This window comes from Streptosporangium sp. NPDC002721, assembly GCF_042888905.1.
Lineage (GTDB): Bacteria > Actinomycetota > Actinomycetes > Streptosporangiales > Streptosporangiaceae > Streptosporangium.
The window spans coordinates 62,474-82,175 of record NZ_JBIAQI010000039.1; the positions used below are offsets into that span (position 1 = coordinate 62,474).

Below are 19,702 nucleotides of genomic sequence, written 5' to 3' on the forward strand. Positions count from 1 at the left end.
CTCTCATCTGTCCCTTGTCTGAGGTGCGCACATGTCCCGACCTACGCCGCTGCGCGGCGTGCACGAGTCCCTCGGCGCGACGCTGACCGACTTCGCGGGCTGGCTGATGCCGCTCCGCTACGGCAGCGAGTCGGCCGAGCACAACGCGGTCCGCCAGGCGGCCGGCCTGTTCGACCTCTCCCACATGGGCGAGATCTTCGTGACCGGGCCGCAGGCCGCCGAGGCCCTCGACTACGCGCTGGTCGGGCACCTCTCCGCGCTGGAGCCCGGCCGTGCCCGCTACACGATGATCGTCGACGCCGAGGGCGGCGTGCTGGACGACCTGATCGTCTACCGCCTCGCCCCCGCCGAGTTCATGGTCGTCGCCAACGCCTCCAACTACCCGCGGGTGGCCGCCGAGCTGACCGGCCGCGCCAAGGACTTCGACGCCGCGGTGGACGACCGCTCCGAGCGGTACGCGCTGGTCGCGATCCAGGGCCCGCGCTCCGCGGAGATCCTGGGCACGCTCACCGACGCCGACCTCGACGGGCTCAAGTACTACGCCGGCCTGCCCGCCGTCGTCGCGGGCCGCGAGGCTCTCATCGCCCGTACCGGCTACACCGGCGAGGACGGCTTCGAGCTGTTCGTCGCCGCCGGGGACGCCGAGGCGATCTGGACCGCCCTCACCGAGGCGGGCGCGCCGCACGGCCTGATCCCCGCGGGCCTGTCCGCCCGCGACACCCTCCGCCTGGAGGCCGGGATGCCGCTGTACGGCAACGAGCTGTCGTCCGCGCTGACCCCGTTCGACGCCGGGCTGGGCCGTGTGGTGAGGTTTGACAAGCCGGGCGACTTCGTCGGCCGGGCCGCCCTCGAATCACGCGAGGACGTCCCGCCGTCCCGCCGCCTGGTCGGTCTGATCGCGACCGGCCGCAGGGTGCCCCGGCACGGGTATTCGGTGGTGGTCGCCGGTGACGGCACGGTCGTCGGCGAGGTCACCAGCGGGGCGCCCTCCCAGTCTCTGGGTAAGCCCATCGCGATGGCCTACGTGGACAACGGCCTGTCGTCAGGACTGGCCGTCGACATCAGGGGCAGCCACGAGCCGGTCGAGGTCGTCGCGCTGCCTTTCTACAGGAGGAAAAAATGAGCAGCATTCCCGAGGAACTGCACTACACCAAGGAACACGAGTGGATCTCCGGCATCGATGACGGCCTGACCCTCACCGTCGGGATCACCGCCTACGCCGCCGAGGCGCTGGGCGACGTGGTCTTCGTGCAGATCCTCCCCGAGGTCGGTTCGACGATCACCGCCGGTGACGCGGTCGGCGAGGTCGAGTCGACCAAGTCGGTGAGCGACATCTTCGCGCCGGTCTCCGGCGAGGTCGTCGAGGTCAACCAGGCCGTCGTGGACGACCCCTCGCTGGTCAACAACGACCCCTACGCCGACGGCTGGCTGTTCCGCGTACGCCTTGAGGGCTCCGCCGACGACCTGCTGTCGCCGGAGGAGTACGCCGCGCTCACCTCGGGTGAGTCCTAAGCCTCTCCCCCTCGCGTCACGGCCACGCGCGTCCGGAGGGCGCGCGTGGCCGTCCACGCTGGAAGGATTCAGATGACGATCAGCGTCTTCGATCTCTTCAAGATCGGAATCGGCCCGTCCAGCTCGCACACCGGCGGCCCGATGGCCGCCGCCCACAAGTTCGCCCGCGGCCTCCACCAGGACGGGCTGCTGGAGAAGACCGCCCGGGTGAGCGCCATTCTGTACGGCTCGCTGGGCCTGACCGGCAAGGGCCACGGCAGCGACAAGGCCGTGCTGCTCGGCCTGTCCGGGGAGAAGCCCGAGCTGGTCGACGTCGACACCGTCGACGAGCGGCTGGCCGCCATGCGCGGGTCCGGCACCCTCTCCCTGTACGGCTCCCGCGAGATCCCCTTCGTCATCGGCGAGGATCTCGTCTTCGAACGCAAGATCTCGCTCCCCGGTCACCCCAACGGCATGCGATTCACCGCGCTGTCCGAGTCGGGCGAGACGATCCGCGAGAAGGTCTACTACTCGGTGGGCGGCGGCTTCGTCGTCGACGAGAACGCCACCGGCGCCGACCGGATCAAGCCCGACGACACCGTCCTGCCGTACCCCTTCACCACGGCCGCGGAGCTGCTCGCCCAGTGCGCGGAGACCGGGCTGTCGATCTCCGGGCTGATGCTGGAGAACGAGCGGGCGTTCGGCCGCACCGAGGCCGAGATCCGCGAACAGCTGCTCGTGCTGTGGCGGGTCATGAGCGAGTGCGTGCGGCGCGGCATCGGCAAGGAGGGCGTGCTGCCCGGCGGCCTGAAGGTCCGCCGCCGCGCCCATCAGCTCCACCGGCAGCTGCGGAGCGAGTCGGCGGAGAAGGACTCGCTGCAGACGATGGACTGGGTCTCGCTGTTCGCCCTCGCGGTCAACGAGGAGAACGCCGCCGGGGGCCGCATCGTCACCGCGCCCACCAACGGCGCCGCGGGCATCATCCCGGCCGTGCTCACCTACTACGACCGCTTCACGAAGGACCCCGACGACGAGGGCGTGATCCGCTTCCTGCTGACCGCGGGGGCGATCGGCGTGCTGTTCAAGGAGAACGCCTCCATCTCCGGCGCCGAGGTCGGCTGCCAGGGCGAGGTCGGCTCAGCCTGCTCGATGGCCGCCGCCGGGCTCACCGAGGTGATGGGCGGGACCCCCGAGCAGGTCGAGAACGCCGCCGAGATCGGTATCGAGCACAACCTCGGGCTGACCTGCGACCCGATCGGCGGCCTGGTGCAGATCCCGTGCATCGAGCGCAACGCGGTCGCCTCGATCAAGGCCATCGCCGCCGCCAGGATCGCGATGCGCGGCGACGGCCGCCACTTCGTCTCGCTGGACAAGGCCATCAAGACGATGCGCGACACCGGGCGCGACATGCTCGACAAGTACAAGGAGACCAGCCGGGGAGGGCTCGCGGTGAACGTCATCGAGTGCTGAGCGGGCCCTCGGCGACCGGGCCGGGGACGAAGGGCACAGACTCCCGGTTGCCAGGAGGCCCGGGCACGGGACGCCACGGGCCCCCGGCGTGGGGGTCCCGGCGGGGAGACCACGGATCCCTGACCGGCCGGGGGACAGAGCCGCAGGCCCCCGGGAACATACAACTCGATCCCTACCAAATTTCGCATCACGTGCAAGACCCTCTGATCCCACGCCTATGCTGGGTGGCCATGTGCGCGGGACTCGGGAGGTCGCGGTGGTAACGGGAACGCACCCGGCAAGCCGTTCCCGTCGCTCCCAGCACCCCGCGAACCCCTCCCGTCCCCTGCGCGTGCTCCGCTTCATGCGGTCGCACTGGCTCTTCATGACCGCCCTGCTGGCGGGTGGCGGCCTGCGGGTCCTCGCCATGCTCGGCTACCGGCCCGCCCTGTGGTTCTGGGCCGACTCCTTCGTCTACCTGAACGCGGGGCTCGACCCCCGCCCCCTGGAGTCCCGTCCCGCGGGCTACGCGCTGTTCCTGTGGGTCCTCAAGCCGCTGGCCAGCGTCCCCGCCGTGGTCGCGGTGCAGCACCTGCTCGGACTGGTCGTGGCCGTCTGCGTCTACCTGCTGCTGCGCAGGCTGGGCGGGCTGCCGGGGTGGGGCGCGACGCTCGCCACGCTGCCGGTGCTGCTGGACGCCTACCAGCTCCAGCTCGAACACCTCGTCATGGCGGACCTGCTCTTCCAGTTCCTGGCGGTGCTGGCGGTCACGCTGCTGCTGTGGCGGCGGCGCCCCGCGGCGTGGGTCGCGGCGCTGGCCGGAGCGCTGCTGGCCGCGGCGACCGTCACCCGCACGATCGGGCTGCCGCTGATCGCCGTGGCGCTGGTCTGCATGGTGATCCGCCGGGCCGGGTGGCGGGCGGTCGCCGCCGCGACGCTGGCCGCCGCCATCGGCCTGGGCTCGTACGCGGCCTGGTTCAGGGCCGAGCACGGCAACTTCGGGCTGACCAGGGGGAACGCCTTCCTCTGGGCGCGGACGATGACCTTCGCCGACTGCGACAGGATCCACCCGGCCGGTCCCGAGGCGGCCCTGTGCCCCGTCGAGCCGCTCGGGCAGCGGGCGGCGCCGCCGGTCTACATCTGGGACGGCAAGTCACCGCTGAACAAGGTCAAGGGCAGCTGGGCGGAGCGCGACGCGCTCGCGGGCTCCTTCGCCACCCAGGCGATCATGGCCCAGCCGTTCGACTTCCTGCGGGCGGGGCTGGCGGACGCGGCCCACATCTTCGACTGGAACCGGCGCGTCTACCCGGCTCCCGGGCCGCAGAGCGCCTACGTCTTCCCCGACACCGTGCGGCCCTTCTCCTCGGGGGCCGCCTCGCAGGGCAAGACCGCCGAGCAGCTGACCGTGGCCTACCAGGGCACGTCGGGGGCGCCGGTGATGGTCGAGCCGTACGCGGGCTGGCTGCGCGGCTACCAGGAGTACGCCTTCGTGCGGGGCCCGTACCTCGCGGTGATCCTGCTGGTCGGCCTGGTCGGCGTGCTGACGCGGCTGCGGCGGCTCGGCGGCGTGGTGCTGCTGCCCTGGGCGGCGGGGACGATGCTGCTGATCCTGCCGCCCTTCATCGCGGCCTTCGACCACCGCTACGTCATCCCCGCCCTCCCGCTGGCCTGCCTGGCCGCCGGACTGGCCTTCGGGGTCAGGAACGAGTCCGAGGCCGGGAACGGGGAGAACGCCCCCGCGACGGCGGCCGGGGACCCGGACGAGGGCCCGCCGTACGAGGGCCCCGACGGGATCCCGCCGCCGTACGACACGACGGCCGAGCGGCCGGTGTACGCGAGCCCCGTCGGGGAGACGGGGTACGGGGCGTACGACGGGCAGGCGTACCGGAGCACCGCGTACGGGAACACCACCTACGGGGACGCGACGGACCGCCCGGTGTACGGCGCGACGGGCGAGCGACCGGTGTTCGGGAGCACGGGCGAACGGCCGGTGTACGGCGCGACGGGTGAACGACCCGCGTTCGGGGGCACGGGCGAACGGCCGGTGTCCGGGAGGTCAGCGGCGGCGGACGTGCAGGCGAACCAGCACGCCGAGTTCTACCTCCCCGAGCGCCCGTCGGACCTTCCCCACCGCGTCCCTGTTCAGCCTCGCGACGAGTTTGCCGACGTCGGTCCCGGGCGCGCAGCACACCGCGATGCGCAGCCGCTCGTGCCTTACGTGCCTGACGCGAACACGGGTGAGCCCTTCGACTTCTTTAAGAGCAACCCCGAGCATGGCGGTCCCCGTCCCGGTCCGCCCGCCCCACCGCCCCCATCCCAGGGCGTGTAGCAGCCACCGCACCGCCAGGAGTGCCAGCACCACCAGCAGCAGCGCCAGCAGCCAGCCCAGCCACGGGTGCGCGGCCAGCCAGCCGGGGAACCCCTTGCGCACGAGCCTGGCTCCGGGAGACTGGCCGGGGATGTCACCGCGTCCCCGCAGGAAGGCGTAGAGCCCCGCGCACACCAGCACCGCCCCGGTGACGGCCAGGCCGATCCGGTTGCCCAGGTAGGGCCTCATCAGGCCTTCTTCCTGCGCAGCCGTACGACGACGTCTCCCGCGCACATCGCGCCCAGCCCCGCCAGCCGGTCGCCCACCGCCACGCCCGTCCGGCGCAGCACCGGCCCGGTCCGCTCGGCGTCGGTGAAGACGGTGACCTCGACGATCCGCGACGTGAGCCGGACCCGGGCCCCGTTCACCTCCTCCACCGCCTCGGCGGCCTCCCGCAGCGTGCGGCGGAGCCCGGACCTGGTGATGCCGATCACCATGTGCGGGTCCCCCGACTCCAGCGGCACCAGCCGGGTCCGTCCCGGCAGCGCGGCGAGCGCGAGCATCACCAGGCCCGCCGCCACGGCGAGCGTCGACGCGGCGAACGTGGCCGGATCCGACCAGTGCCACGCGCCGACCCCGTTGACGAGCCGCCGGTAGGGGATCCGCGCGACCGGCGACCGCGTGAGCAGGCCCACCGTCACCGAGGCCGAGACCACCAGCACCGCGGACACCGCGAGGGCCGTGGGAAGACCCGCGGGGGTCCTGCCCGGCCTGAGCAGCCGTACCGACCTGCGCCGGACGTCCTGGAACTCCTCGGCCGCCGCCTTGCCCCCGGTGGTGGCCCCCGCGCCGCCGCCGCTTCCCGAGCCCGCCAGGATGTCCTGGAGAGTAGTCGTCATTCGGTCATGTGTACGCGTCCGGGCAGGACCGGGCCGGGGATCAACCACCCACTTACGCGATCTTGGAACCCTCCTGGCGGGAGCATTGACCACCCGTCCGGCAATATGAATACCTCTCATATTCGTTGGGGCCGGGTTATCCTGCGGATATGGACGACCGCCAGCGCTACGACCGGGCCACAGCGCACCTGGATCCCCCCTTCGCCGTCCTCGACCTGCCCGCCCTGCGCGCCAACGCCGAGGGAATGGCCCGCCGGGCCGGGGGCAAGCCGATCAGGGTCGCCAGCAAGTCCGTCAGGTCCCGGGCCGTGCTCGAACGCATCCTCGCCATGGACGGCTTCACCGGCATCATGGCCTTCACCCTCCCCGAGGCCCTCTGGCTCGTCTCCACTGGGATGCGGGACGTGCTGGTCGCGTACCCCACCGTCGACCGCGCCGCGCTCGCCGAGCTGGCCACCGACCCGGTCGCGGCGCGGGAGATCACGATCATGGTGGACCACGCCGAGCACCTGGACCTCGTCGAGGCCGCCGTCTCCGGAGTCCGCGACCGCCACGAGATCCGGCTCTGCCTGGACGTCGACGCGGGCTACCTCGCCTTCGGCGGCCGGTTCAGGGCGGGCGTCCGCCGCTCCCCCGTCCGCGAGATCGACCAGGCCGCCGACCTGGCCACCGAGATCGCGAAACGGCCCGGGTTCCGGCTCGTGGGACTGATGGCGTACGAGGCGCAGATCGCCGGGGTCGGCGACGACGCTCCGGGCAACCCCGCCCTCACCCGGGCCGTACGCCTGATGCAGGCCCGGTCCCGGCGCGAGCTGATCACGCGCAGGGGCCGGATCGTCCAGGCCGTCCGCCAGATCGCCGACCTGGAGTTCGTCAACGGCGGCGGCACCGGCAGCATCGAGAAGACCACCCGGGAGAGGGCCGTCACCGAGATCGCCGCCGGGTCCGGCTTCTTCCACCCCCGCCTGTTCGACTTCTACCGGGGCTTCACCGGCAGGCCCGCCGCCCTCTTCGCCCTGCCCGTCGTACGCCGCCCCGCTCCCGGCGTCGTCACCGTCCTCGGCGGCGGCTACCCCGCCTCCGGCGCCCCCGGCGCCAGCCGCCTGCCCCAGCCCTACCTGCCGTGCGGGCTGCGCTACGACACCGACGAGGGAGCCGGGGAGGTCCAGACGCCCCTGATCGGGCAGGCCGCCGAGGACCTGCGCGCCGGTGACCGGGTCTGGTTCCGGCACGCCAAGGCGGGCGAGCTCTGCGAGCGCTTCGCGAGCCTGCACCTGATCGAGGGGGACGAGGTCGTGGACGAGGTCCCCACCTACCGCGGCGAGGGCCGCACCTTCCTCTGACCCGCTTCCCTCTCTGCCCTGTTCTTCCCTCTCCGTCGCGTGCGCTTTCTCTGTCGTATGCGCTTTGTCTGTCCTGTGCGCTCTCCGGTACGCGAAACGGGCACCCGCCGTTCCAACGGCGGGTGCCCGTTCCTGTCGTCTCCTGTCGTCGGCCCCTTTCCCGGGCACGGGGGCTCGGGGTGCTCCCGTGCCCGGGGAGGGCCGGGCCTCCGAGGGATCTCAGAAGCCCAGGTCGAGCTCCTCCCACCTGCTGCAGCTGGAGGTCGACGAGCCGCGGTACTTGACCTGGCAGGTCTTGACCCGCACCTCACTGACATCGTGCGCGGTGACGCGGAAGCGCTTGGTGTCGTCGTAGCTGCACAGCCTGTCGCGCTTGGCGACGTCCCAGTCCTCGTCACCGGACGAGATGATCTGGACCTCGACGTAGGCGCAACGACCGCCCTGGCGCAGGGTGCGCCTGTCACCGTCGTACAGCGCGCCCCGCAGCCTGAACGTGTTGTCCTCCTCCTCGTCGCCCCTGACCGAGTACTCGGCCTCCAGCGTGGCCCGGCCGTTCCGGGACTCCTGCTCGAAGCTGTCATCGGTGTCACGTGCCGACGCGGACGCCGAGGACGCCGAGGACGCCGAGGACGCGGACGTCGTGGCGAAGGCGGCCGGAGCCACCGTCAGCATGAGGCCGGTTGTCGCCACCACCGCGACCGCGGAACGAATGATGTTCTTCATGGATTTACCCCTCCTTTTCCCTACTCGCGATGTTCCGCGAGCAGGAAAAAGGTCACATGAGTAAACCCCTACTCAATTCGGGACCGCCGACCGGTCATCGGCGGCGGTCGAAACCCCCGGTCAGCGACGGCGGCGCCGCCACAGCACGACCACCGCGCCGAGCGCCAGCACCGCCCCCACCCCGATCAGGATGGGCGCCAGATCCGGCCGGTCGTCCGCCCACAGGTCCTCGGGCTCGCCGGCGAGCTTGACCGGCTTCGGCCCCGCCGCGCCGCCCACCATGTCGCCGACCTGGGCGACGAGATGCTCCGCGTTCGCCCTGACCTTCGCCACACCACGTGCCGCGACCCGCTTGGGGCTCACCCGGTCCGCGATGGCGTCCACCGTCTGGGCCAACTCCGCGCGCGTGCGCTCGATCCGCCGCTCCAACTCCGCGGGATCGGTGTCCGCCATGGCTCTCCTCCCCTACTCCTTGATTGATCAGTCTGTCAGGTCCGGCCCGCCCACGGCACTTCGGGCAGGCCGGTAAGTTGACCGGGGAACCCTTCCTCGGAGGAACATCATGAAACTCGAGCCGGGCGACCCCGCCCCGGACTTCGCGCTTCCCGCCGCCGACGGCACCACCGTGTCGCTGGAGGCACACCGCGGCAAGCGCGTCATCCTCTACTTCTACCCCGCCGCGATGACCCCCGGCTGCGCCAAGCAGGCCTGCGACTTCCGCGACAGCCTCGCCTCGCTGACCTCGGCCGGGTTCACCGTGCTCGGCGTCTCGAAGGACAGCCCGGCCAAGCTCGCCAAGTTCGCCGAGCACGACGCCCTGACCTTCCCGCTCCTGTCCGACCCCTCCCTTGAGGTCCACAAGGCCTACGAGGTGTACGGGGAGAAGATGATGTACGGCAAGACGACCGTCGGGGTCATCCGCTCCACCTTCGTCATCGACGCCGACGGCAAGATCGAGAAGGCTCTCTACAACGTGAAGGCGACCGGCCACGTGGCCCGCCTCCGCCGCGAACTCGGCGTCGAATAACACCCTTTTTCGCCATTTAATACGACGTGTGCATGCCCCAAGAATTGTCAGTCCCATTGCCTAGGCTTGGGGCGTGCCCATCAAATACAAATACACCCCCGAAATGCTGGCGGAGGCCGCGGCCGACTCCCTCAGCATCGCCGACGTCCTCCGCCGTCTCGGCATCACCATCGCGGGCGGCAATTACACCCACATCAGCCGCCAGCTGAAGCACTTCGGAATCGACACCTCGCATTTTCGCAGGGTCTCCCCCAACAGAGGGAAGCCCTCTCCGCGGCGCCGTCGCCCGGAACAGGTTCTCGTCATGCGACCGGAAGGCAGCCCACGCCCCAATCCCGGGCAGCTCAGGCGCACCTTGATCGAGATCGGGATGCCGTACCGCTGTGCGGGATGTAGGATCGAGGGCGCCTGGCAGGGTCAGGCATTGACCCTGCACGTCGACCACATCAATGGCGACTGGCTGGACAACAGAAAAGAAAACCTGCGCTTCCTCTGCCCCAATTGCCATTCACAGACAGAGAATTTCGCAGGAAAAAACAGGGGTCGTAGCCCAACGGTAGAGGCGGCGATTTTAGGAGTCGTACAGAGCGGGTTCGAATCCCGTCGACCCCACAAAACAATTAAAAGCCAACCGGTCGACACAAAATCAATAGACACCAGCGTAACGATATCGCCCCAGGATTCATTCTTCATAGAATACTGCCGGAGCGAGAAACGCTTCGTGTCGAGATCCGCGGTCATACGCAGGGCCATTCAGTTGTTGCGCGAATCCGTCCTCGAAGACGACCGCGCCGCCGCGTCGGGCGCGGCGGGCGGGAGTGGGGACGGGAACGGGGATCCGGGTTCGCGTGACCTCGTCGTGGGAGGCGGCTCCGGCATGTCGCCCGCACAGGGCCCGGCCCCGTCCGGCCGCGTCGCCCGGGACGGCACGATGCTCACCGCCGAATGCCGAACAAGGAATCCCGGGGAAAGGAATCCCGGGGATCCGCTCGGGTGATCCGGCGATCGGATCAGATCACCGGAACGTCGGAGCGGGCCCGGCACCTGTCGGCGTAACACCATCCGGCCCGGCGGGGGAAAACCGTCAGGTCGCGCGGCCCATCCTCGTGGCCGCGCGACCTGGCGTCGTTGTGATTGATCACCACAAACAATCTCCCTTTATTCACCCCACAGGGTGCTCCCGGAAACCATGGTGCCCCGGTGACCGTAAAGGCCGCGTAAGCCGTGCCCGTCAACCGGTTCGACGCCCGGCTCGATACCTGACTCGATGCCCGATCCGATGTGCGACCTGAGTCGTACACCGGGTTCCACCTTTAGGGGGAAGGGCGCTGAGCTGCGTATACATATCGTGGTGATGTGTTCGGCAGACTACGCGCCTGGAGCGGGCGCCATCCCAGGATCACGGACGCCCTGTGGCTGACTCCGTTCCTGCTGGTCTCGCTGCTCAACGTCTGGACCGTCGGGGTGATCGACGTGGTGGCCTGGGGCGCGGAGCGGCTCGGGTTGTGGGGGTTCGCGGGGCTGACGCTGCTGTTGTTCGTGCCGCTGCTCTGGCTGCGCCAGCGTCCCGTCGCGGTCTTCGCGATCGTCTCGCTGACCTCCTTCGTCCAGTGGCTCCTCGGGGTGCAGGCCCTGTTCTTCAACGTCTCGGTGCTCGTCGCGATGTACGGCGTGGCGTCGCGGCGCCCGCTGCGCTGGGCGGTCGGGGCGGGTCTGGTGGTGGAGCTGGGGTTGTTCCTGGTGTTCGGGCGGGTTCCCTGGGGGTTCGACCCGCGTGCCTTCGCCACCGCCTCGGCGTTCGCGGCCGCGATCTGGATGGCGGGGATCTACGCGAACACCCGTCGCCGTTACCTGGAGGGCCTGGAGGAGCGGGCCGAGCGGGCGGAGCGGGAGCGTGACCAGCAGGCCAGGCTGGCGGCGGCGGCGGAGCGGGCCCGGATCGCCCGTGAGCTGCACGACGTGGTCGCGCACAACGTGAGTGTGATGATCGTGCAGGCCGACGGGGCGGCGTACGCGATCGACGGTGATCCCGAGCAGGCGCGCAGGGCGATGCAGGCGGTCTCCGCCACCGGGCGCAGGGCGCTGGCCGAGATGCGGCGGATGGTGGGCGTGTTGCGGGCCGACGGTGTGGAGGAGGAGTACGCTCCGCAACCGAGCCTGTCGCAGCTGGACGGTCTGCTGGCGCAGGTACGGGAGTCGGGGTTGCCGGTGGAGCTGCGGGTGTCCGGCGTTCCCCGGGAGCTTCCCGAGGGGGAGCAGCTGACGGTCTACCGGATCGTGCAGGAGGCCCTCACCAACACCCTCAAGCATGGCGGCCCGGACAGCAGGGCCACGGTCGAGATGGAGTACGGCGTGCGGGAGCTGCTCTTGCGGGTGACCGACGACGGTCGCGGCACGGCGACGCCGGAGCGCGAGGGCGGGCACGGCCTGGTCGGCATGCGGGAGCGGGTCGCGCTGTTCGGCGGGAGCGTGGAGGCGCGGCCCGGTCCGGGCGGCGGGTTCCGGGTGGTGGCGCGGTTGCCGATCGGCGACACCGGGGCGGGTCGGGCGGCTTGACGGGGCACGCGGTGGACGATCAGGTGATCCGAGTGATGCTCGTCGACGACCAGGAGCTGCTGCGCACCGGGTTCCGGATGGTTCTCGGCGCCCATCCCGGGATCGAGGTCGTCGCGGAGGCGGGCAACGGGGCGGCGGCGGTGGAGAGGCTGCGGACGGTCGCCGTCGACGTTGTGCTGATGGACGTGCGGATGCCGGTCATGGACGGGGTGGAGGCGACACGGCTGATCCGTTCGACGGCCGGCGGGCCCCGGGTGCTGATCCTGACCACGTTCGACCTGGACGAGTACGCGTTCGCGGCGTTGAAGGCGGGGGCGTCGGGGTTCCTGCTGAAGGACGTGCCGCCCGCCGATCTGGTGAGCGCGATCCAGTCGGTGCACAGCGGGGACGCGGTGGTGGCGCCGAGCACGACGCGGCGGTTGCTGGAGCGTTTCGCGGTGCACCTTCCCTCGGCGGGGGCGGCCGAGCCCGCGGTGCTGACCGGGTTGACCGCGCGGGAGCGGGAGGTGCTGGTGCTGGTGGCCAGGGGGTTGTCGAACACGGAGATCGCCGGTCGGCTGGAGCTGGCGGAGGCGACGGTCAAGACGCACCTGGGCCGGATCCTCGCCAAGCTGAGCCTGAGGGACCGAGCGCAAGTCGTCGTATATGCCTATGAATCAGGAATCGTAACCCCGCATTCCGCCGACTAGCATGACCTCATGACGCACCCTGACGGTCAGCTCCGCGCGTCGCACGCCGACCGGGACGTGGTTATCGAGCAGCTGCGCGTGGCCGCCGGAGAGGGGCGGATCACGCTTGAGGAGCTGGAGGAGCGGATCGAGCGGACGCAGGCCGCCAGGACGTACGACGACCTGAGGGCCCTCACCGCCGACCTGCCGCGTGACAGGTCCGCGCCCGTCGCGCCGGGCGGCGTGGGCGGGGTCCTGGAGCTGCGGACGAAGCACGGGCACGTGCAGCAGAAGGACTACTGGGTGGTGCCCGCGCACATCGTGGCGAGCTGCGCCGCGGGCAGCGTGAAGATCGACTTCACCGGGGCGGTGTGCTCGCACCGCGAGGTGCTGCTGGAGGCGTCCTGCGGGATGGGCAACATCCTGGTGATCGTGCCGCGGGGGTGGACCGTGTGGGTCGACTCGCTGACGACGAGCATGGGCACGATCACCAACAAGGCCACCGACCCGGGCCGTCCGGACGCGCCGGTGCTGCGCGTCACCGGCAAGGTCGGCATGGGCAGCCTCAAGATCAAATACCCCCGGAAATAGCGCCGGACGAGAGCACGGGCAGACCCGGAGGTATTTTGGCCGGGGCTGAGGGCTGAGGGCTGAGCCTGGGGCTGAGAGCTGAGCCTGGGGCTGAGAGGGAAACCCGCCAGAGGCGAGACCCCGCCCCTCCGGCTGCCCCGGGCGCCTCGGCCGAATGGCCGAGGCGGCGCTACGACGGAGGTCGCGCCCGTCCTTCTCCGGACCCCTCCAACGCATCGCAAGACCGGCTTAATGCCTGATGAATCCCTATTTCCTCACCAATACCGTTTGGTCAGTCATAACGCCATACGTTGTTGAGGAGAGCTGCCGTGACCATCACCGGAGATGTCGGGGCGTGGGACGCGCGCGGAAGCGCGGTGCCGGCCGTGACGGCCAGCGGTCTCACCAAGGTGTACGGCCGGGGGGACACCGCCGTGCACGCGCTGCGAGGGGTGGACATCACCTTCTCCGCGGGCGCCTTCACCGCGATCATGGGCCCCTCGGGGTCGGGCAAGTCCACGCTGATGCACTGCCTGGCCGGGCTGGACACGGTGAGCGGCGGGCAGGTGCGCATCGGGGACGTGGAGCTGACCGGGCTCAACGACAAGCAGCTCACCATGCTCCGCCGCGAGCGGATCGGCTTCGTCTTCCAGGCGTTCAACCTGCTGCCGACGCTGACGGCCGAGCAGAACATCCGGCTCCCGCTGGAGATCGCCGGGCGGCTGGCCGACCCCGCGCTGTTCGACCGGGTCGTGGAGACCATGGGCCTGCGCGACCGGCTGGGCCACCGGCCCACGGAGCTGTCGGGCGGCCAGCAGCAGCGCGTCGCGGTCGCCCGCGCCCTGGTCAGCAGGCCGCAGGTCATCTTCGCCGACGAGCCCACCGGCAACCTGGACTCACGCAGTGGCGCCGAGGTGCTGTCCTTCCTGCGGATGTCGGTACGCGAGCTCGACCAGACGATCGTGATGGTCACCCATGACCCGGTGGCGGCCTCGTACGCCGACCGCGTGGTCTTCCTCCGTGACGGCCTGCTGGTCAGCGAGCTGACCGGGCCGACGCCGCAGTCGGTGCTGGACACGCTGATGAAGCTGGAGGCGTGAGGTGCTGAGGACGACGCTGGCCGGGTTGCGGGCGCACCGGCTGCGGCTGGTGCTGACGTCGCTGGCGATCGCGCTGGGGGTGGGCTTCATCGCGGGCACGTTCGTGCTGACCGACACCATCGAGGCGGGCTTCACCCAGAAGTTCTCGGCGGCGGCCGACAGGATCGACGTCGCCGTGATCCCCCGGGACGGGGGCGGCGGCGAGGAGGCCCCGGTCGTCTCCGAGGCGACGCTGGAGAAGGTGCGCGCCGTGGCGGGCGTGGCCGACGCCCAGGGGCTGGTGCGGGGCACCTCCGCCCTGCTCGACAAGAAGGGCAAGGTCGCCGGTGACTTCCCCACCGCCGGGATCTCGCTGCCCGAGGGCGAGCTGAACCGTACCTCGATCGTGAGCGGCGCGGCCCCGAAAACCGCGACGCAGGCCGTGCTGGACGAGGACACCGCCAGGACCAGGGGTTTCAGGCTCGGCGACGTCATCGCGGTGCTCGACGCCAAGGACGTCCGGCACGAGTTCACGCTGGTGGGCCTGTTCGACCTCGGCCTGGACCAGGAGCTCGGCTACTTCGGCGCGGTCGGCTACACCACGGACACGGCCAAGGCGATGACCGGGCAGAAGGGGTACCGGGAGGTCGACGTCTCCGCCGCCGAGGGCGTCACCCAGGAGGCGCTGCGCGGCTCGGTCGCCGCGGCCGTGGGCGCGGGTCACGAGGTGAAGACCGGTGAGCGGTACGCCGCGGACCTGGCCAGGTCCAACGGCGCCAACAGCGACTTCCTGATGCTGGGCCTGCTGCTGTTCGGCGTGGTGGCGATGTTCGTGGCCGCGCTGGTCATCTACAACACCTTCAACATCCTGGTGGCCCAGCGGACCCGCGAGATGGCGCTCCTGCGGTGCGTCGGGGCGACGCGCGGGCAGGTCTTCGGGTCGATCGTGCTGGAGTCGGCCGTGGTCGGCCTGCTGTCGTCGGTGCTCGGCCTGCTGCTCGGCGCCGGTCTGGGCGCGGGGGCGCTCGTCGTGCTGACGGCGTTCGGCGCGCCGCTGCCCTCGGACGTCCCCGTCGCCCTGACGCCGCGTACCGTCGCCCTGGGCCTGGTCATCGGCCTCACGGTCACGGTCGTCGCGGCGCTGCTGCCCGCGCGGGCGGCGACGCGGGTGGCGCCGATCGCGGCGCTGCGCTCGCAGGCCGAGGAGCAGACCTTCAGGACCGGTCTGGTACGGATGATCTTCGCCGGGTTGTTCCTGGTCGCGGGCGTAGGCGTCACGGTGGCCGGGATGTCCATGCGGCCCGGCGAGACCGCCCTCGTGGTGGTCATGGCCGGTTGCTCGTTCGTCTTCCTGGCGGTGCTGACCCTCGGGCCGGTGATCGTCAGGCCGCTGTCGGCGTTCGCGGGGTGGGTGCCCGCGAAAATCTTCGGGGTGCCCGGCAGGCTGGCCGTGGACAACTCCCGGCGCAACCCGAAGCGGTCGGCGACCACCACCGTGGCGCTCACCGTGGGCGTGACGCTGATGACGGTCATCTCCGTCGTCACCGGCACCGTACGGGTGACGTACACCCACCAGCTCGACGAGCAGTTCCCCTTCGACTACATGGTGCAGACCCAGGAGCGCGACGCGGGCCTGCCCCGCGCGATCGCCGAGGACCTGCGGACCAGGCCCGAGCTCGCCTCGGTCATCGCCTTCCGCGAGACCACCGCCCGGCTCGCGACCGGGACCGCACAGTATGACGTGGGGACGTTCACCCCGGCCCCGGGCTTCAAGCCGCCGCTCGACGCGGGCTCGCTCGACCGGCTCGGGCCGGGGACCGCGCTCGTCGCCGAGCGCGTCGCCGAGCGGCTCAAGGTCGGGGTCGGCGGCCGGATCACCGTACGGACGGCGAAGGCGGGCGCGGTCGAACTGACGGTCGCGGGCATCTCCGACGTCGACGCGAGCCTCGCCGCCGTGACGGTGCCCGAGGGGGAGTTCGACCGCTACTTCGGCGCGGTCGGCGACAGCCGGGTGATGATCAAGCACCGGGACGGCGTGGAGCCTGATCGGGCGCTCGCGGCGGTCGAGGCGGCGACGGAGGCGTACCCGACGGCGAAGGTCCTCAGCTCGACGGCGATGCGGGGCGAGTTCGACGAGGCGCTCGACATGATGCTGATGATCATCACCGGGCTGCTCGGCCTGGCGGTGCTCATCTCCCTGCTGGGCATCGCGAACACGCTCTCCCTGTCGGTCCACGAGCGCACCCGCGAGTCCGCGCTGCTGCGGGCGCTCGGCCTGACCCGGCCCCAGCTGCGGCGGATGCTCTCGGTCGAGGCGCTGGTGCTCGGCCTCATCGGCGCGCTGGTCGGCGTGGTGCTCGGCATCGCGTTCGGCTGGGCCGCCGCGCGGACGATGACCGACAACGTCATCTTCCAGCTGCCGGTGCCGCAGATCCTGTCGTTCGTGGCCCTGTCCGGCCTGGCCGGGGTGCTCGCCGCCGTCCTGCCCGCCCGGCGCGCGGCCCGCGCCTCGGTCGTGGGCGCGCTCGCGAGCGGCTGAGCACGGCCGGGCCGGGGCTCCGTAGGCACCCCGGAGTCCGTAGCGGGACCGGAGCTCCGTAGGCACCCCGGAGGCCAGGGCGAGATCGGAGCTCCGTAGGCACCCCGGAGGCCAGGGCGAGATCGGGGCTCCGTGGGGGCACCGGAGGCTGTGGCGAGACCGGGGCGGGGCCGGGGCTTCGTGGGCGCTCAGGGAGGGCTGAGCGGTACCGCGCCCGATCCCGCCGGGGCCCGGCCCGACCGCACGCGGGCCGGGCCCGGTGGCCGGGACGTCTCGCTATCGGGGGCGGCGTCCCGGCCACTGCTCGGCCACGGTCTCGGGGTTGAGCAGCGGCCGGATGACGATCTCGCCGGTGGCCCTGTCGATGACCACGCACCCGGAGCCGACGGTGTCGGGCAGCACGCCGGGATCGTCGGACTCGGGCTCGTTCGACCAGGCGACATAGCCCTCGTTGAAGGCGTAGATCCTGATCTCGACGGCGGAGCCGGGGCCGCGGACCCCGTTGAAGTACTCCTCCGCCACCGCCCTCGCCTGGTCCGGGTTCACGCCGTCCTCCTCGTCTCACTCGTCTCGCGGGGACCCGCCTGCGCGGGGAGGAGCACCGGGGAAGGCTCCGCGAAAGGGGTCCGGTGAAGCGCCACGGAGCGCGACCGGTGAAGCGTCGCGGCAGGCGCCGGGGAAGGTGTCACAGCCGCCGCCCCGCCCTGTCGATCACGACGCAGAACACCCCGGTCACCGATTCGTACGGCGGCTCCACCGCCATGTGCCCCCGCTGCGCGTCGATCCAGATCACCTCGCCGTCGAAGTTCACCGCGTTCCACGCGTGGCTGCCCCCGGCCGGCCAGCGGTTGACGATGACCGCCGAGGAACCGTGCCCCCCGGCCAGCAGCGCCTGCGCGATCGGGAGGTAGGAGTGGCGCCCCTGCCCCACGTACTGGAACCGCTGGCCCAGCCACCGTTCCGCCCTCGCCACTCCCCCGGCCTCCCCGCTGAGCAGCGGCTTGCCCACCCGGTCGTACTCGGGCCTGCGGGGCGCGGCCACCGCCGGGGAGCCGTACCAGGTGGAGAGCACCGACAGGGCGCAGTCGATCGCGTTGGTCGCCCGGAACGGGTCGTCCGCCGGGCCGGTCCCGTTGATCAGTCTGATCCACATGCCGCGCGGGTCGGGGAAGCGGCGCGGGGTGCCCTGCTCGGTGAGGGGTACGGCCCGCAGCATGTCCTCCTCGGTCTGCGGATCGGGCCTGGCCAGCCCGCCCGCCACCCCGTACGGCCTGCACTGGTCCAGCCGCGCCGGACCCCAGCGCATCCGCTCCCGCTCCCGCTCACGTTCGCGCTCGCGCGGCGCCGGTGCCACGACCGGCACCTGGACCTCCAGCTCGAAGTCCCGCCACCGCTGCCCGTCGACCGTCACCACGGGGTTGTAGACCCCCGAGGCCAGACTCCACTCGTTCACGGCTCCCCCGTCGCCATCCCTGGGAGCCAGATAGTAGGGCGGCCCCCTCCGCGACACCGAGGAGTTGACCATTTACAAGCCCGGCGCCCGCCCCGGGATGGGGCAGCGGAGAAGCGCGGCCGCTCAGGGCATGAGGTCGTCCACCGTCGGGTGCTCCACGGCCGGGTAGCTCCGCGAGCCGACCCCGACGTCCTTGAACCCGCTGGAGGTCGCCACGCACACCACCGGCCCGTCGAAGTCGCGCCGCAGCTTCCGGTACGCCGCCAGCCCCGCGACCCCCGACAGCTCCTGCCACAGCCCTTGGCGGGCGAGGTCGCGCTGCGCCGCCCGCAGCTCGTCGTCGGTCACCAGCACCGCCTCGCCACCGCTGTCGCGTACCGCCACCACGCCCCGGTACCCGCCGACCGGCCCGCCGATGGAGTACGCGTCGCTGGGGCCCGCCTCGACGATCGCGGCGGGCGCGCCGGTGGCCAGCGCCCGCGCGTGGGGCCCGCCGGCCACCGTCTCGCAGGAGAAGACCCGCGGCGTCCGCCCGGCCACCCCGAGCAGCCGCAGCTCCACGAAGCCCTTCCACACCCCGTACAGCAGCTCGGCGTAGCCCGTGGGCGCGAACACCGCCGCCGGCACCTCCCCGAGCTGCAGGAACAGCTCGTACGCGATCGTCTTGTAGCCCTCGGGCCCGAACGGGTGGCCGGTGTGCGTCACGGTCTGGTTGCTGACCGGGTGGTAGCCGAGCCGGTCCACGATCTCCCGCAGCAGCGGCCAGCGCCTCTCGACCGGCACGGACACGACCGTGGCGCCGTACGCCCGGGTGAACGCCTGCACGGCCGGCGGAGAGTCGGCCGAGGTCAGCACGATGGCGCGCAGCCCGGCGCGAGCGGCGTACGCGGCGGCCGAGGCCCCGTGATTGCCGGACGACGCCACGACCACCCCGGGCGCCCCGCAGGCGACGGCGGCGCTGACGGTGACGCGGTTGAGCCGGTCCTTGTGCGACCAGGTGGGGTTGCTCGACTCGTCCTTGACGTAGACGTCGCCGACCTTCACCAGCGGCGTCCCGCCCTCCCCCAGCGTGGGCGCGTCCAGCGGCGGCAGCAACGGCGACCACCGCGCGATGTCCGGCCCGGGCTCCTGGTCGAACAGGCTCCCGTCCACCCGCGCGTAGTCGTAGACGACGTCCAGCGGGTAGGCGATCTCGCTCGTGCTCGTCAGGGGACAACCCCGGGTCAACGGCGGGAACAGCGGGAACTCGACCGAGGCGTCACCGAGCGAACGCTGACGAAGAGCAAGCGAAGGACCGTTCACACGCACGAATCCTACTGATCACTCCTGCGTACCTGGGGATAGCCCGTACACTGCCCACAGCTTCCGGCGCTTCTTCGCTTCGGTCCCGCATGCGCGGGGTTGGCCCCATCTGCCCTATCGAGGACCTGCCTGGCCTGTAGTCGGCCTCGCATACGCGGGGGTGATCCTCGCTTGAGGTTACGAAAGTCCCGGACTCGGCCGGGTCACGTCCAGCGAAGTGGTGTATGAGTTGACCTTCGCGTGATCCTGTTTCTGCAGGTTAAGCGGTAAGTGTCTGCGGGATGGGATTGTGCTG

The 19,702-nt window shown here is 71.2% G+C and carries 17 protein-coding genes, 1 tRNA gene and 1 pseudogene; 13 read left to right on the top strand and 6 right to left on the bottom strand.

All coding sequences use genetic code 11. The features are described from left to right. The first annotated feature begins 31 nt into the window (after window positions 1–31). From gcvT to ACFYWM_RS39650, 4 genes are all read left to right on the top strand, one after another. Entirely contained in the window at window positions 32–1,123 is a 1,092-nt protein-coding gene (gene gcvT, locus ACFYWM_RS39635; protein WP_389925382.1) for a glycine cleavage system aminomethyltransferase GcvT, read from the top strand. Then, window positions 1,120–1,512 carry a glycine cleavage system protein GcvH gene (gene gcvH / locus ACFYWM_RS39640; protein WP_389925385.1) on the top strand — a complete coding sequence of 131 codons (393 nt, stop codon included), beginning with the start codon at window positions 1,120–1,122 and terminating at the stop codon, window positions 1,510–1,512. Before gcvT ends, gcvH begins: the two co-directional genes overlap by 4 nt. Window positions 1,513–1,584: 72 nt before the next feature. Further along, the gene (locus ACFYWM_RS39645) at window positions 1,585–2,961 is read left to right on the top strand and encodes an L-serine ammonia-lyase (protein WP_389925388.1); all 1,377 of its coding nucleotides are present in this window, start codon (window positions 1,585–1,587) and stop codon (window positions 2,959–2,961) included. A gap of 343 nt (window positions 2,962–3,304) precedes the next feature. Continuing rightward, window positions 3,305–5,269 (top strand): hypothetical protein, encoded by a 1,965-nt coding sequence (locus ACFYWM_RS39650; protein ID WP_389925391.1) that lies wholly within the window; start codon window positions 3,305–3,307, stop codon window positions 5,267–5,269. 227 nt (window positions 5,270–5,496) lie between these two features. On the opposite strand, the gene ACFYWM_RS39655 is transcribed toward ACFYWM_RS39650, so the two are convergent. Continuing rightward, window positions 5,497–6,147, bottom strand: coding sequence for a DUF6286 domain-containing protein (locus ACFYWM_RS39655; RefSeq protein WP_389925394.1), 651 nt, complete (start codon window positions 6,145–6,147; stop codon window positions 5,497–5,499). 149 nt (window positions 6,148–6,296) lie between these two features. On the opposite strand from ACFYWM_RS39655, the gene ACFYWM_RS39660 reads away from it, so the two are divergent. Continuing rightward, window positions 6,297–7,490: an amino acid deaminase/aldolase gene (locus ACFYWM_RS39660; RefSeq protein WP_389925397.1), complete on the top strand. Its 1,194-nt coding sequence runs from the start codon at window positions 6,297–6,299 to the stop codon at window positions 7,488–7,490. A gap of 219 nt (window positions 7,491–7,709) precedes the next feature. Here the strand turns inward: ACFYWM_RS39660 and ACFYWM_RS39665 are convergent, their stop codons facing one another. Both ACFYWM_RS39665 and ACFYWM_RS39670 read right to left on the bottom strand, forming a co-directional pair. After that, on the bottom strand, window positions 7,710–8,213 hold the full coding sequence (locus ACFYWM_RS39665; RefSeq protein ID WP_389925400.1) for a hypothetical protein: 504 nt from the start codon (window positions 8,211–8,213) through the stop codon (window positions 7,710–7,712). A gap of 120 nt (window positions 8,214–8,333) precedes the next feature. Continuing rightward, complete coding sequence (locus ACFYWM_RS39670; RefSeq protein ID WP_389925402.1) at window positions 8,334–8,666, bottom strand: DUF3618 domain-containing protein; 333 nt, start codon at window positions 8,664–8,666, stop codon at window positions 8,334–8,336. A gap of 109 nt (window positions 8,667–8,775) precedes the next feature. Here ACFYWM_RS39670 and bcp point away from each other — a divergent pair, with 109 nt between their 5' ends. The 8 genes and pseudogenes from bcp (at window position 8,776) to ACFYWM_RS39710 (ending at window position 16,652) form a co-directional block, all read left to right on the top strand. Beyond that, window positions 8,776–9,240 carry a thioredoxin-dependent thiol peroxidase gene (gene bcp / locus ACFYWM_RS39675; RefSeq protein WP_389925405.1) on the top strand — a complete coding sequence of 155 codons (465 nt, stop codon included), beginning with the start codon at window positions 8,776–8,778 and terminating at the stop codon, window positions 9,238–9,240. Window positions 9,241–9,610: 370 nt separating this feature from the next. Then, window positions 9,611–9,751, top strand: a pseudogene (locus ACFYWM_RS39680) (HNH endonuclease); the annotation flags it as partial. Window positions 9,752–9,779: 28 nt separating this feature from the next. Continuing rightward, a tRNA-Leu gene (locus tag ACFYWM_RS39685) sits at window positions 9,780–9,852 on the top strand. Window positions 9,853–10,596: 744 nt separating this feature from the next. After that, the gene (locus ACFYWM_RS39690) at window positions 10,597–11,796 is read left to right on the top strand and encodes a sensor histidine kinase (protein ID WP_389925407.1); all 1,200 of its coding nucleotides are present in this window, start codon (window positions 10,597–10,599) and stop codon (window positions 11,794–11,796) included. A gap of 23 nt (window positions 11,797–11,819) precedes the next feature. After that, the gene (locus tag ACFYWM_RS39695) at window positions 11,820–12,485 is read left to right on the top strand and encodes a response regulator (protein WP_389925432.1); all 666 of its coding nucleotides are present in this window, start codon (window positions 11,820–11,822) and stop codon (window positions 12,483–12,485) included. Window positions 12,486–12,494: 9 nt separating this feature from the next. After that, window positions 12,495–13,055, top strand: a complete 561-nt coding sequence (locus ACFYWM_RS39700) for a DUF1707 domain-containing protein (RefSeq protein WP_389925410.1) — start codon at window positions 12,495–12,497, stop codon at window positions 13,053–13,055. A 308-nt stretch (window positions 13,056–13,363) separates the two neighbouring features. Further along, window positions 13,364–14,134, top strand: coding sequence for an ABC transporter ATP-binding protein (locus ACFYWM_RS39705; RefSeq protein WP_389925413.1), 771 nt, complete (start codon window positions 13,364–13,366; stop codon window positions 14,132–14,134). 1 nt (window position 14,135) lies between these two features. Next, window positions 14,136–16,652, top strand: coding sequence for an ABC transporter permease (locus ACFYWM_RS39710; RefSeq protein ID WP_389925416.1), 2,517 nt, complete (start codon window positions 14,136–14,138; stop codon window positions 16,650–16,652). 276 nt (window positions 16,653–16,928) lie between these two features. Here ACFYWM_RS39710 and ACFYWM_RS39715 read toward each other — a convergent pair whose 3' ends face one another. The 3 genes from ACFYWM_RS39715 to ACFYWM_RS39725 form a co-directional block, all read right to left on the bottom strand. Next, window positions 16,929–17,198, bottom strand: a complete 270-nt coding sequence (locus ACFYWM_RS39715; protein ID WP_389925419.1) for a hypothetical protein — start codon at window positions 17,196–17,198, stop codon at window positions 16,929–16,931. Window positions 17,199–17,337: 139 nt separating this feature from the next. Then, window positions 17,338–18,105 (bottom strand): toxin glutamine deamidase domain-containing protein, encoded by a 768-nt coding sequence (locus tag ACFYWM_RS39720; protein WP_389925422.1) that lies wholly within the window; start codon window positions 18,103–18,105, stop codon window positions 17,338–17,340. 123 nt (window positions 18,106–18,228) lie between these two features. Beyond that, window positions 18,229–19,407, bottom strand: a complete 1,179-nt coding sequence (locus ACFYWM_RS39725; RefSeq protein WP_389925424.1) for a pyridoxal-phosphate dependent enzyme — start codon at window positions 19,405–19,407, stop codon at window positions 18,229–18,231. Window positions 19,408–19,702: the final 295 nt, after the last annotated feature.

Coding starts and splice junctions, on each gene's coding strand:
- gcvT (WP_389925382.1), top strand. CDS start 32: ATGTCCCGACCTACGCCGCTGCGCGGCGTGCACGAGTCCCTCGGCGCG.
- gcvH (WP_389925385.1), top strand. CDS start 1,120: ATGAGCAGCATTCCCGAGGAACTGCACTACACCAAGGAACACGAGTGG.
- ACFYWM_RS39645 (WP_389925388.1), top strand. CDS start 1,585: ATGACGATCAGCGTCTTCGATCTCTTCAAGATCGGAATCGGCCCGTCC.
- ACFYWM_RS39650 (WP_389925391.1), top strand. CDS start 3,305: ATGCGGTCGCACTGGCTCTTCATGACCGCCCTGCTGGCGGGTGGCGGC.
- ACFYWM_RS39655 (WP_389925394.1), bottom strand. CDS start 6,147: ATGACGACTACTCTCCAGGACATCCTGGCGGGCTCGGGAAGCGGCGGC.
- ACFYWM_RS39660 (WP_389925397.1), top strand. CDS start 6,297: ATGGACGACCGCCAGCGCTACGACCGGGCCACAGCGCACCTGGATCCC.
- ACFYWM_RS39665 (WP_389925400.1), bottom strand. CDS start 8,213: ATGAAGAACATCATTCGTTCCGCGGTCGCGGTGGTGGCGACAACCGGC.
- ACFYWM_RS39670 (WP_389925402.1), bottom strand. CDS start 8,666: ATGGCGGACACCGATCCCGCGGAGTTGGAGCGGCGGATCGAGCGCACG.
- bcp (WP_389925405.1), top strand. CDS start 8,776: ATGAAACTCGAGCCGGGCGACCCCGCCCCGGACTTCGCGCTTCCCGCC.
- ACFYWM_RS39700 (WP_389925410.1), top strand. CDS start 12,495: ATGACGCACCCTGACGGTCAGCTCCGCGCGTCGCACGCCGACCGGGAC.